At 35.5% G+C, this 13,537-nt stretch carries 14 protein-coding genes and 1 pseudogene; all 15 read left to right on the forward strand.

Going from position 1 to position 13,537, the window contains the following annotated elements; translation table 11 throughout:
* The 15 genes and pseudogenes from HOY35_RS11970 to HOY35_RS12035 all read left to right on the forward strand — a co-directional run bounded on the left by HOY35_RS11970 (position 1) and on the right by HOY35_RS12035 (position 13,359).
* Positions 1-1,176, forward strand: coding sequence for a phage major capsid protein (locus tag HOY35_RS11970; protein ID WP_172214218.1), 1,176 nt, complete (start codon positions 1-3; stop codon positions 1,174-1,176).
* Positions 1,177-1,226: 50 nt separating this feature from the next.
* Positions 1,227-1,316 (forward strand): annotated as a pseudogene (locus tag HOY35_RS13630) (HeH/LEM domain-containing protein); the annotation flags it as partial.
* A gap of 24 nt (positions 1,317-1,340) precedes the next feature.
* On the forward strand, positions 1,341-1,619 hold the full coding sequence (locus HOY35_RS11980; protein ID WP_172214274.1) for a phage gp6-like head-tail connector protein: 279 nt from the start codon (positions 1,341-1,343) through the stop codon (positions 1,617-1,619).
* Positions 1,609-1,980, forward strand: coding sequence for a phage head-tail adapter protein (locus tag HOY35_RS11985; protein ID WP_172214216.1), 372 nt, complete (start codon positions 1,609-1,611; stop codon positions 1,978-1,980). Before HOY35_RS11980 ends, HOY35_RS11985 begins: the two co-directional genes overlap by 11 nt.
* A complete protein-coding gene (locus HOY35_RS11990) occupies positions 1,977-2,384 on the forward strand; it encodes an HK97 gp10 family phage protein (RefSeq protein ID WP_172214214.1) in 408 nt (135 codons plus the stop codon). The genes HOY35_RS11985 and HOY35_RS11990 overlap by 4 nt, the downstream gene beginning before the upstream one ends.
* On the forward strand, positions 2,381-2,815 hold the full coding sequence (locus HOY35_RS11995) for a hypothetical protein (RefSeq protein ID WP_172214212.1): 435 nt from the start codon (positions 2,381-2,383) through the stop codon (positions 2,813-2,815). The genes HOY35_RS11990 and HOY35_RS11995 overlap by 4 nt, the downstream gene beginning before the upstream one ends.
* 32 nt (positions 2,816-2,847) lie before the next feature.
* The gene (locus HOY35_RS12000) at positions 2,848-3,438 is read left to right on the forward strand and encodes a major tail protein (protein ID WP_172214210.1); all 591 of its coding nucleotides are present in this window, start codon (positions 2,848-2,850) and stop codon (positions 3,436-3,438) included.
* A 22-nt stretch (positions 3,439-3,460) separates the two neighbouring features.
* Positions 3,461-3,700, forward strand: a complete 240-nt coding sequence (locus tag HOY35_RS13700; protein ID WP_349627512.1) for an immunoglobulin-like domain-containing protein — start codon at positions 3,461-3,463, stop codon at positions 3,698-3,700.
* Between the two features lie 46 nt (positions 3,701-3,746).
* Positions 3,747-4,091 (forward strand): hypothetical protein, encoded by a 345-nt coding sequence (locus HOY35_RS12005; protein ID WP_172214208.1) that lies wholly within the window; start codon positions 3,747-3,749, stop codon positions 4,089-4,091.
* 192 nt (positions 4,092-4,283) lie between these two features.
* Positions 4,284-8,831 (forward strand): phage tail tape measure protein, encoded by a 4,548-nt coding sequence (locus tag HOY35_RS12010; RefSeq protein ID WP_172214206.1) that lies wholly within the window; start codon positions 4,284-4,286, stop codon positions 8,829-8,831.
* Positions 8,828-10,219: a phage distal tail protein domain-containing protein gene (locus tag HOY35_RS12015; RefSeq protein WP_172214204.1), complete on the forward strand. Its 1,392-nt coding sequence runs from the start codon at positions 8,828-8,830 to the stop codon at positions 10,217-10,219. Before HOY35_RS12010 ends, HOY35_RS12015 begins: the two co-directional genes overlap by 4 nt.
* Positions 10,216-11,259, forward strand: coding sequence for a hypothetical protein (locus HOY35_RS12020; protein ID WP_172214202.1), 1,044 nt, complete (start codon positions 10,216-10,218; stop codon positions 11,257-11,259). The genes HOY35_RS12015 and HOY35_RS12020 overlap by 4 nt, the downstream gene beginning before the upstream one ends.
* 9 nt (positions 11,260-11,268) lie before the next feature.
* A complete protein-coding gene (locus HOY35_RS12025) occupies positions 11,269-12,093 on the forward strand; it encodes a hypothetical protein (protein WP_172214200.1) in 825 nt (274 codons plus the stop codon).
* 24 nt (positions 12,094-12,117) lie between these two features.
* The gene (locus tag HOY35_RS12030; RefSeq protein ID WP_172214272.1) at positions 12,118-12,528 is read left to right on the forward strand and encodes a holin family protein; all 411 of its coding nucleotides are present in this window, start codon (positions 12,118-12,120) and stop codon (positions 12,526-12,528) included.
* A gap of 30 nt (positions 12,529-12,558) precedes the next feature.
* Positions 12,559-13,359, forward strand: coding sequence for a hypothetical protein (locus HOY35_RS12035; protein ID WP_172214198.1), 801 nt, complete (start codon positions 12,559-12,561; stop codon positions 13,357-13,359).
* Positions 13,360-13,537 lie beyond the last annotated feature (178 nt).

The raw sequence follows: 13,537 nt of genomic DNA on the forward strand, positions 1-13,537 counted from the left end.
ATGACTTTAAAAATTACAAATAAAACTGCGGATGCCAAAAAAGCATTTAATGCAGTATCAAATCAAGAAGGTGTTAAACCTGAAGCTGTAAATGAAGCCCTAGAAGCTTATGTAACCGCTATTGCTGAAGATGCTGGAAAACAAGTACGTGATGAATACGAAGAATTGAAAAACGTAACTGATAATCGTGTTCTTGAAGCTCGTGGGATTCCTACACTTACAGCTGAAGAAACAAAATTCTACAATGAAGCAGTTAAAACTGGTGGATTTGATTCTGATGTAGTGTGGCCAGAAACAATTTTAGAACGAGTTTTTGAAAATCTTCAAAAGGACCATCCAATTTTAGGTATTATCAATTTCACACCTACAGTAGGACGTGTAAAAGTGATTCGAGCTCGTCGCACAGGTGTGGCAGTATTTGGTCCGTTACATAAAGATTTAGAAGGACAGTTGGATGCAAAGTTTGGTGCTTCTGAATTTGTTCAATTAGCTCTGACTGCATTTTTCTTAATTTCTAATGATACATTAGATTTAGGACCACGTTGGATTGATCGTTTTATTAGCTTGTCACTAAGCGAAGCGGTTCGTGACATTTGGGCTGAAAAGGTAATTACTGGTAATGGTTTAGATGAACCAATCGGCTTGTTAAAAAACGTGGATGGTGCTTTAGATGAAACTACAGGTAAACCTGATAAAGTAAGTTCAGGAACTTTAACATTTGCAAAGGATAAAATTGTTAACGAATTGGCTGGAGTAATGAAAAAACTTTCTAAGTTTACTTATAAAGTTGATAAAAACGATACAGGTGAAATTAAATATCGTAAAGTTTCGGGTAATGTATATTTGATTGTAAATCCAGTGAATTACTATGACATTATCGCAGCAGTAACTTTTGCTAATTTAAATAATGTTTATGGTTCAAATATGCCATTTATCAATGTTGAGAACATTATTGAATCAATTGATGTTCCAGAAAATAAATTAATTGCATTTGTTGGCGGGGAATACGAAGCAACTCAATCTCGCCCAGAAAAAGTATACGTCTATAAAGAAACTTTTGCCATGAAGCGTGCAACACTTTATGCGATTGATATGTTAGGGAATGGATACCCAACTAATAACGATGCTGCTAATATTTACGATTTAGCCTTTACTGCCGACAACTCGGGGGAGTAGCACCGCCTGAATCACGTCAGGCGACAGTAGACTATGCAAGCCTTACAGTCGCACAATTAAAATCATTACTTGATGAGCGTGAAATCACTTATCAAAGTAATGCTTTAAAAGCTGATTTAATCGCATTATTGGGGGGATGATAAATGGCTGATGAAAAATCAACAATGAATGAAAAAACATTTATTGATGAATATAAAGCACGTTTTCGTATTTTTCATTCTTCTGAAGATAGCGACATTGGAAAACAATTAGAAAGTGGTTTTGCTGACATTAAGTCATTAATTGGAGATTTTGACCCTACCAAGTATGAAAAGGGGAAGGAATTAGTTTATGAGCGTACTCGTTACTTGCGTAATGAATCGCTTGAATATTTCTATGATAATTTTCAAACGATGATAATGGATGCGTCTATTGATTTGGTAGGTGAAGCAGATGCCGATTAATTCAAATTATAAGAAACCTGAAATTGTAGCTGGAGCGCTAAATACTCCAGTTACTTTTTTTGAATTTAAGCCAGCTAAAGGGCCTGATCCTGGAGAAGTAGAGAAAAAAGAATTGTATAAATGCACGTGCCTTGCTTATAATCCATCTTCTAAAGATAGAGAAATTTTAAGCGCAAAAGGTACGAAAGAAGCAATTACAATTAAGATTCGTGATCCTTACACTGATTACTTACCATCCAATAAGCATAAGGTCATTCTTGATGATTTTAGGTATAAGGAAAAGATTTGGGAAGTAGTTGATTTTGCACCCGATTTAGAAAACAATCAGTTTTTGAAAATCATATTGGGGGTGACATCATGAGTGTTTCAATAAAAGGCACTGATCAAATTTTAAGAAATATTGAATCAAAGTTGGGAAAAAACAAAGCTAATCGAGTAATCAATAAAGCTTTGCGAAATACTGGCGATGAAATTGTTGATATTGTTAAAGACTCAGTTGCTTACTATCGTGATACTGGTGCGACTTATAACGAAGTGGTTAAATCGGGCGTTAAAGGTGCTTCATCCGGAATTAAAACTGTTGAAGTGGGGTGGCGTGGAGACCAAAGTAGATGGCGATTAGTCCATTTAAATGAGTTTGGCTACACACGTTTTGGTCAATATGTTAGACCACAAGGAATGGGAGCGGTGCAAAAAGCTGCAGACAAATCTCAAGACATTGCTTTTAAAAATATGAAAAAGGATTTGGAGGAATTAGCGAAATGAAAGATATGTGGATGAATGTTTATAATGCGTTGATTGCTAATGAAACCATTTCTAAAAAATTAAGTGTAAAAGAGATTAATCCTGATAGTGGAGAGGAAGAAATAAGCTATCAAATTAAATTCTTTGAAGCACCTGAAACATTTGATACTTCTAAACCTTTCATAATCATTGATGTATTTGATGGACCACAAACTAATGCTTATTATGGTTCCGACAAGCCGTTATCTTCAAAATTTAATTTCCAAATTAATGTTGAATCAATGAATCGGATGTTAACCAAAGAAATAGCTAAAGCTGTAAAAGATGTAATGCTGGCTCAAGGATATGGTCAATTAAGTGGCGGCTTAGATACATATTTCAAAGAAACAAAACGCTTTGTGGATGCAAGGCGTTATCGTAAAAATACAACTATTCATGACACTGATTATTAATCGGTGTCTTTTTAAATTAGGAGGAATTTTAAATGAACACTTATGGTTATAGTAAATTATCAATTAAAGAGTTGGGCGATGATTTAACGCCAAAAACTGGTTCAGAATTAATTGTTATTGAAGGTGAAAAGAAAAAAGGTGCAACTACAACTTTTGATTTAACTGGATTAACTAAAGAGCCAGTTAAGGTTTTTGGATCAAATATTGAATATTTCCTTGCTCGTAAAGGCACAGGGTCAGTTGCTGCTAACTTCGGTTTGTTAGATGTACCAGCTGCAGTTGAGAAAACAATTTTAGGATTGGTTACTCTGGCTGAAGGCATTGATGGATTTGGTGAAAATACTGAACCACCATATGTTGCCGCAGTAGCTGAATCAGAAGATTTATATGGTGAACCAGTAGCATTTGCGATGGTTGCAGGTTCGTTTAACCGTGATGCATTCTCGCTTGCAACTAAGAACGATGAAGATTTCACTCCGGAACCAGGTGAATATGTATATAATTCTATTTCACGAAAAATCAAAATTGGAACAACGGAGGAAACAGTTAAAGTGCTTCGTGCATATGGAGAAGAAGCTGTTACACAATTAAAAACTGTAGTTTTAGGAACTACGACACCCTAATCCACCCCAAATAGACATCCAAATAAATGATTATAGTTCATCTAATGATGAACAAATATCTGGTGTCTATTCAGGGGGAGTTATAAATCAAGCAAAATTAATCGTTAATGGCACAGTATTATCTACCGGAGGCGATTTTGATAATGGCACATTCACATACTGGGTTGGAGCAAGTATTCTGACTGTAAGCGATAATGTGCAACTTGAGTTTTATTCAGATGGTAGCCTAGTTCAAATAAAAACCTTAAAAATTATTGGTTAGTCGAAAGACTAGCCTTTTTATTTTTGATTAATAGGAGGAAGAAGTAATGTCAGAAATTCGTTTAGATTTACGAGTGAATGGAAAGAAAAAAACATATACACAGGATTTTGTGCCGTATCGAAAAGCTTTAGATTATACAGAGGGCGAAGCGAAATTGTGGACACAAGACAAAGACGGTAAAGAAGTTGCACCTAAAGTAACAGTATTAGAGCGATATAGAGTCGATTTTGTAGCGGGTTTATTTAATGATACAGATTTAACTGGTGATGTCATTTTAGATGGTATCGATACTGAAGAATATGGTCAAATTATGGACATTATTTATTACCGTGTACTTGGTTATGAAAGACCTGTCGAAGAGGTAGAAGTTGACCCAAAAGGAAAAAAATAACACCGTCCGAACATCATGAGCTACAAATGAATGTTGTGAAGTCTATATTGGCCAATAATCCAAATTGGACTATTAACGATGTGTTAAATACAGATGTCAAATACTTGTATGAAATTATGTTCACCAACAAAAAAACGAAAAAACAAAAAGTGGTGAAACCATTAAGCGATTTAGTGAAGGGAGGGAATTAATTTGGCAGGAGCAACTCCATTAGGAAATATGGTCATAAAGCTTGGACTGGACGATGCTGACTTTGGGAAAGGTGTAGCAAATACAAAAAAACAAGTTACATATTTAGCTAAAGAAATGCAAGCAAACATGAAAATTGCTGATATGGCTGGTAATAAACTAGGCAAATTAGAGACTAGATATGATAGTTTAACTCAAATTATTAAAGCTCAAGAAAACCAAGTATCCTCTCTTAAAAAAGCTTATGATGAATCGTTTGCTGATGGCAAAGCAACGGATAGTACAAAGCGATTAGCTGCTGAATTGCAAGGTGCCAATAGCAAACTAGCAAATTACCAGTTGCAGTTGCAAAGTACAGCTGGGCAAATGGCAAGGCTGCAAGTCGAGACACAGGGTGTTACTGGTTGGATGAATAAGCACGCTGATGCGTATATTAAATCAGGCGAAAGAATCGCACAGGTTGGCAGTAATATTTCAAAAGCTGGATCAGTTTTAACCGTTGGTTTAACTGCGCCGATTGTGGCCGGTGTTACAGCAGTAACAAAGGCTGCTATTTCATGGGAGAGTGCGTTCGCTGGTGTTAAGAAAACTAATGATGAAGTCACGAATTCAAATGGACAAGTTGTTTATTCATATGCAGATTTAGAATCCGGATTACGTAATTTATCAAAAGAATTACCATCAAGCCACACTGAAATCGCAGCAGTAGCAGAAGCAGCTGGACAATTAGGAATTAAAACACAGGATGTTGTCGGATTCACAAAAGTTATGTTGGATTTAGGTGAATCAACTAACTTGTCAGCTGAAGATGCAGCATCCGCAATTGCTAAAATTGCTAATATTACTGGGTTAACAAGTGCTGAATATCAAAAATTTGGTTCATCAGTTGTAGCTTTGGGTAATAATTTTGCGACTACCGAATCGGATATTGTAGAAATGGCTAATAGATTGGCATCTGCAGGTACATTAGCCGGATTAACCAATCAAGAAATTCTTGGTTTAGCAACTGCGATGAGCTCTGTAGGTATTGAAGCTGAAGCTGGTGGTACGGCGATGACTCAAACCTTAACAGCCCTTGAAAAATATGTAGATGCTGGTGGAGAAGGATTAGAAAAACTTGCATCAATTGCAAGTATGAGTAGTGAACAATTTGCAACAACTTGGAAAGAAAAGCCAATTGAGGCGATACAGGCTTTTATTAAGGGGCTAGGCGAATTAGACGGTAAAGGCGAATCTGCAACTGCTGTTTTGGATGAGTTGGAAATGTCCGGTGTTCGTCAGTCAAACATGCTGAAATCTTTAGCATTAGCTTCAGGAACAATGACGAGTGCAGTTGATATGTCAAATAAAGCTTGGAATGAAAATAGCGCACTTACTAAAGAAGCAAATACCAGATACGAAACGACCGAATCTAAACTCAAAATGTTAAAAAATGAAGTAGTAGATACCGCCATTGATTTAGGTGGTCCTTTTGTGGATGCACTGCGTAATGGCATGCAAGCTGCAAGACCAGTTATTGAAGCGCTGGGAGATTTGGCTACTAAATTTAACGAGCTTGATAGTGAACAACAACAAAATATCATTAAATGGATTGGTTTAGCTGCAGCTACTGGTCCAGTCCTTAAATTATTAGGCGGTGGAATTAGTGTTATTGGTAATACAAGAAAAGGAATTGGTTTATTAAGTAAAGGTATTGTTGAATTGAAAGCCGCATCGGCTGAAGGTAAAGTAATGTCAACTTTATTTAAATCAATAACTGGAATTGGGACTGCTTCAGCAACATCGGCGGGAGCGAGTGGCGTTGGTGCATTAACTGGTGCAGTTGGTGGAACAGGAGCATCAACTGGATTAATAGCAAGTTTAGGAGCAGTTGCAGGGCCTGCCGCAATTGCGGTCAGTGCTGTAGCGGCAATTGGATTAGCAACTTATGCGGGTGTCAAAGCATATGAAGCACATCAACTGGCTGGTGCTAAATGGGGAACTAGTGTTACTAAAGAACAAGATAAAGTAATCACTAAATCATATGAACTCAGCGAGAAAGCAACTAGTTATGTTAATGAGTATGCTGATGGTGTCAGGGGGTCTGCCGATAAAGCAGTTAAAGCCAATAATGAAATTGTTGAATCAATCGAAAAGACGATTAAAAAAGACCAGGAACGTGATGAGCAAGCTGCTAAAAATCTTTACAGTAAAGAAGCACAGGCACGTGCCGAATCATATATTGCCGAACAAGCTAAAAAAGATGAAGCAACTGTAGCATCAGCCAAAACTGCAGTTGATAAGATTAATCAAATTTTGACAAACGCAAGTAATACAAATCGCAACTTGTCAGATGAAGAACGTCAATATATTGCTGAAAATTATAGTCGATTGTCAGATGAACAATTAAAAGCTGCTGGTTTTAATAAAAATCAAAGAGTAGCGATTGAATCGGCCTATCAAGATGATTTGTCTAAACTATCTGATAAGCAACTTCAAGATAGAGCGCTAAATGTTGATAATGCTTTGGCTAAAGAGCAAAAGAGTTATGAAAAAAACAAAAAAAGATTGGCAGAGATATATACAGAGGGTACGAAAGAGTATAAGAATGAACTTGCTGAATTAGATAAAGCTAATAAAAAGAATAATGAATCAATGATTCTAGGATTAGCCAATTTAACTCTTGAACAAGGTTTCAGTTTAGAACAAATGTCAGGTGCTTGGGAAAAATATGGTTGGACAACTGAAGAGGTTGCAAAATTAGTTAAATCAAGTAGTTCTGAATCATCTAAAGATACCGAGAATTTAGGAGAAATCTTAAAGATGACCGGAAAAAAATGGTCGGATTTAACATTTGATCCAAAGACTGGGAAAATTTCAGTTGAGGGTAGAGAAGAATTGCTTCAAACAATAATGGATTCTGGTCAATGGGGCATGCTTAAGTTTGAAGAAAAGAAATTATTGGTTGATGGTGATGAAGCAAGAATTACATTTCTTGACACATTGTCCGATGGCGAAAAATGGGAACAATATAATATTTTGTCAAAAGAAATTGGTGTTGATAACTGGAAAGCGATTCAAGCAATCATTGAATCAGAAGATGGTGTTAATCGATGGAATCAACTAGACGCCGAAACGAAAGAATTCCTAGCTAAAAATGATAAATTACTGAAATTAGTTCTTAATTCAGAAGATGCATTAAATCGATATAACAATATTTCTACTGAAGAAAAGCAATTATTAGTTAATAATCAAGATGCATTAATTAAAGTTGTTGAGTCAGAGGAAGGGTTGAATCGATGGAACAATTTATCAACAGAAGAAAAAGAGTTCTTAGCCAATAATGATAAATTATTAACTACTGTTTTAAACTCAGACGAAACGTTACAAAGATATAATAATTTTCCGATAGAGGACAAACAGTTTTTAGCAAACAATATCGGATTGCTAAATACCATTATTTCATCTGAAGAAAATTTGAATCGCTGGAATGGTTTGACCATTGAAACAAAACAAATGCTAGCAGATAATACTAATTTAGCTTCTACTATATTTTCGTCTGAAAATTTATATAATTCGTGGAATAGCATGCCTGATATTGTTAAGAATATATTGGGTGATAATTCAAGTTATATCAAAAATGATGAACAAGCGAAGCAGGCTTTGTTATCGTGGAATGGTATGAGTATGGAAACTAAGCAAATTCTTGGAAATAATGAAGTGTTATTAAATACGATATTCAGTTCTCAAGAAAGTTTAAACGCGTGGAACTTGTTGCCAGTTAACATAAAAGATATGTTGGCGAATAATCAAGATATTTTATCAAAATTAAAAGATGGAACTTTAAGCGTAGATACATACAACCAAACGGTACAACCATTATTAAAAACCTTATTTGGTGATAATTCAGATGTGTTAAATAAGGTAGGTCAAGCGGCAGGTGTAGTTAATACCTATAATGCTAATGTGATTCCACAGTCTAAGTATTTAGAAAGCGCAACAAATGCAAGTGAAACCAGTGGAATATTGACAGGACTTTTAGATAATTGGAATAAAATCCCTCAAACAGCCACCAAAACATTAAATGTGGAAAATAAAATAATTGGGCCAATTCAAAATGCTAAAGGGACTAATTATCACCCAGGTGGTGCGATGATTGTTAATGATGAAAATCAAACAGGACCAATTAAAAAGGAATTGATTATTCGACCTAGCGGTCAGATGTTTATTCCGCAAGGCAGAAATGTACTTTTAAATGAGCCAGTGGGAACAAAAGTTTTGAGAGCAAGTCGGACTAAGCAATTCATGGCCAAGATGGGCATACCTAGATATGCTGAGGGAGTCGGTATTCCAGAGGAATCAAGTTTTGTAAAAAACTTAAGGTCTATTACTGATCCAGGGTTTATTAGTGATTTGAATTTTAAAATCGACAATTCAAATATTGAATCTAGTTTAACTACTTTAATAATACTAACAAAAAAATTATTAGAAAAAGAAACAGATGTGTATTTGGATGATGATAAAATCTCAAAGAAAATTGAAAAAAGTATGACAAGGCGGGTGATGGTTTGATCAGACAATTAAAACTTTACAATGCTAGGAATGATTTGATTGACCTGGTAAATGAACGTTGGATATTCGGTACTGAACCGGAAGATTTAGGTGTAGAAATCTCTAATGAAATGTTTAATGTCAATGCCAACGCTGTTATATCTGAGGAAGAACTTTTATCTAAAAGTCTTAAGCTAACGATGTACTATGGTCTAGAAAAAATTCAAGAGTACAAAGCATATAACACTTTCGTAAATTTCTTAAATTATCCGCCATATACTTTCATTTATTCGAATGATTCGATTGAAGATTATAGAAGAGAGTGTGTTTTAAATACAATAACAAAGCCAGACATTAATCTTGATGGTGTTTTAATTGGTGAATTGATACTAGATTTCACTACTCCATTCTATAAGGAAATATCTGAGAGATATAGTCCGTATGAGGATTCAATCGGCGATGGCAAGATTTATGCAGGTGATAATAAGCCCAGAAATTTGATTGCCAACCCAAATTTTGAAAATAATATGCAGGATTGGGATTATTCGGGTGATTTAGAAGGAAAGTATCAAGTATTAACACCAACAACCGATAAGCCTAATTCAAATATTCTAAAACTGACTTCAAGTAATAACAAGCAGTCATCCTTTATGAATCTATTCAATCATCAAGTTGTCAAAGGTGAGAGACTATCTTTTAGGGTTGATATTAAAGCAGATTCCAATCCCGATTATGATCGTCCAGTAATCAATGTGAGCTTTGGTGAGGCTGATAGAAATTATAAATATTCCGATTTTGGAATTACGTCATCTTCTGATTTCAAAACAGGTTCTATTTCTTTTGTTGCACCAACTGACGGTATTTTTTCTTTAATGCTATTGAATCAAAATTTGTCAACAGCAGCTGAAATGTCAACTTATTTTAGAGAGCCAATGTTAATTAGTGGTGATATTAGTGATTTACCAATAGATTTTTATAGTGGAAAACCTTTCAATAGTGATTACGTTTATCCTTATATATATGAATCAGATTATAATGGAAAATCTGGTGTATTCAATATTGAAAACAATTCGATCTATATCGGGTCTTCTAAAGGTTCACCTGTTGAAATCACAGTGCACGGACCGTGTACTAATCCATACTGGGAAATCTTGGAAGGTTCTAAGATATTACAATCTGATGGCTATAATATTGATGTACCAGAAGGCTATAGGCTAGTTGTGTCAAGTATTGTGCAGAATCAACGAGTCAAATTAATTGCGCCTGATGGTACTGTTTCAGATGTCTACAAACAGCAAGATTTAACCAGAAGTAATTTTGTGACGATTCCTGAAGGGCTATCAACACTAGCGTTTCATAATGTTAATGAAGTTACATTCAAATATAGAGAGGAGTATGTCACTGTATGAGTGAACAAGTCAATTTATGGATTATTGATCGTCAAGGTGATATTACACAAGAGCCAATCGTTGTCTCTCGTTCAACAATCCAACCGGATTATATTACACAAGATTCAAGTGAATTTGAACTACCCGAGACTGCAACTTTTGTCCAAGGTGATTTTGTTTTAGCTAAGGTAATGAATAGCGAAAGTATTGTATATTTCGGTGTGGTATCTAGCTATGAAGATAATAAACTGATTGCCAATGATATTTTGAATTTAGTTAACTTTGAATTTCCAGCCACTCGTATGACTGGCTCAAGTTTCGAGCAACATTTCAAAAATTTAGTTAATCGGTATTTGCTACAAGATACAACTAAAGATTTATCAATTTTAGATATTGACGTTAAAACAAATACAAGTCATATATATCAACCCGCTGAACCGCCAACCGCAACTAATTTAATGAAATATGCAATTAATGCTTTTAAAAAATACAATATTGTTTGGCGATTTGATCGTTTTGAAAATGGGCGAATTAAAACAGTCATTGAGGCAGTCACCGATTCAATTTCGTTCAAAGATAATATTGTAGACTTGCAAGATTGGGAAGTATCCACAACCGAAGTAGGTAAAAACACTGAAAACCACTTGATGATCGTCAATAAAAATACGACTAATTCAGAAGGTCCTAACATCCTAGCAGAACGTTATCTAACAACTGAAAACGAGATTACAAGTGCTGCTAGTAATCCAAATATTTCTAAACCGACAAAAACGAAAGTTGCAATATTTGATACGACAGCAACAAGTAATCCGACATATGATGAGTTAGCTAACAGCGAATTAAAAGGTAATTTTTACTCACATGAAATTACCTTCACGATGTCGAAGGATAATGAGTTCTTACCTTTTTACAAAATGAAATTAGGTACATTAGCAACCATTTTCAGGGAAGGTAAAATGTATAAGTCCGTATTAACTGGCTATGAATACGCAAGCGATAGTAATCGCATATTGATGAAATTTGGGCATGTCAAAAGTCGATTAAGTGAATTATTGGAATAGGAGGTATACATGACATTACAAGGGTATCAATTTGATAAATCAAAAGTAACACCTGAAGCTGACGCAGCTCTGTTTCATTATTTAGCGCAGAATTTAGATAATAAAGTGATTAGCGGCTTGTCAGCAACATCTACAGGTTTGAATATTTATGTCGCTGCTGGAAGGGCGCTACTTCAGGGACGATTAATTGATAATAATCAACAAGTACAGTTAACGGCTCAAGCGAATAAGAGTGGGTATGTATGCATTACAATTGACTTAACGCAGAATAATACTTCGACAGGGACACCAGGTAGTTCCGATTATGTGCCAGTAAATAATCAATTGAAAATAGAATTACTTGAATCATTGAATCAGCAGGATTTGAATAATGGTGGTTTAATTTATACATTTCCGTTATATTCGTATGTTTCCAATGGAACGACAGCCACTTTTACTAAAATCACATCAAGTTATCGGTCGATTTACAGTGAATTTTTGGAGGAAGCTTGGGCAGGGACTTTAACTTCAGGAACGGCTATATATCCAAATTTATCCACATACAAACGAGTAATCCTTTATGGTGTTTGTCAGAATATGACACAATTTAAAATTGAAGTTGATTTAACAAAAGCAGTAACTAGTCCAGAATTATCTAATAGACCATATGTTGCGAATATTGTTATAGGTAGTACAGTTGAAGGCTCACAAACAAGGCAATGGAAATTAACTGTGGGTATTGCATCAGATAAAGGTAATACATATTTAGACGCAAAATACAAAGACGGTGCGGGTAATTGGACCAGTGTTAGTTCAGCATCAATAAATATTTATAAAATTGTTGGTGTTTATTAATTATGGAAGGTGAGGAAAATGGAAATGGAGAAATATTTTAATACAGTATCTATGATTGCGGGTTTAGTTGGTGGCATAGTGGCTGGAATTTTAGGAGGTTGGGATGTGCTAACACACGCAATTGTGGTATTAGTAGTTGTGGATTATTTAACAGGGATTGGTAAGGCGATTGCAAATAAAACATTATCAAGCGCAGTCGGATTCAGAGGGTTATTTAAGAAGATTTTAATTTTCGTTGTGATTGCCGTTTCTGTCGAGATTCAGCGAATTATTGGTGATGGTATCCCGTTAAGGGAAATTGTGATTATGTTTTATATCGCGAACGAAGGCATCTCATTTATTGAGAATGTAAGTGAATTTATAGAATTACCAGAAAAATTTAAAGAAATATTTATTCAAATCAGAGATAAGGGTAACGATGACACGAGCAAATAGCTTGTGTCTTTTTAATTGAAAGGAGGAAGTATGGCATACGAACAGACGTATATCCCGAATATCAACATCGGTGCTGTCCGTGGTTGGTGCTTGGGATACGTAGACGACAGTATAAGCGCTGCACAAATTGACCGATCGTACAGTGCTCAAATTGCTTATAATCGGGCAGTCGCTCGTGGGTGGCTTCATGGTGATTATAATTTTCCAACTGGTCATTGGGTGATTTTATTCTGGTCAATTGATAACGGTGAACAAGTTGGTCTTGGCCATGTTGCTAATGCATTCATTGGCGATAATGGTGCAATGCAGATTCATGATTCAGAGGTACACGCTGGCGCTAGAGCACCTTATGGTTCGATACAAGAACTTTTAAATTGGTTTGCCAGTGGCGGCGTTAGATTAACATTTTTAGGATGGGCCCTTGGCTGTGATGGTGTGAAGATACTTAAATCACCAGAAGAAAATGCCCAAGAAGAAGCAACTAGAAAACAAGCTGAAGCTGAAGCGCAACGGAAAGCGGAAGAAGCCGAAGCTCAACGACAAGCAGATGAAATAGAAAAAAGGAGTATACCAATGGCAGAATGTATTATTAGATGTAAAGATGATTTCGGGCAACCGTTTGTTAAAGATTCAGTATTTTATTGGAGTCCACAAACAGGGTTCTTGAATATACCAGACCCAGCAGGGTATGATTACCTTGATCGAATTAATAAGCAAATTAATGGTAAAATCTTACCTCGCTTGTATTCAACAAAAGGTGAGCCAGTCCATGCACGGCTTGCACAAATTAGTGGTGCGGTTAATGTTAAAACCGCCAAAGCAATTAAATAAGTAACACCCACGCCCTTGTATTAATTTACAAGGGCTTTTTTATTTGCCTTTAAGGCCCGTTTAAGCTTCCCACTATACTATCGATTCATCCCAAATAATTAATCTTTTTCATAAATTCCCTCCACTATCAGAGATGATGGTGGATTTTTTCGTTACTTTTTATACTACTTGTAGTATA

Source organism: Enterococcus sp. MMGLQ5-1 (assembly GCF_013155265.1).
Taxonomy (GTDB): Bacteria; Bacillota; Bacilli; order Lactobacillales; family Streptococcaceae; genus MMGLQ5-1.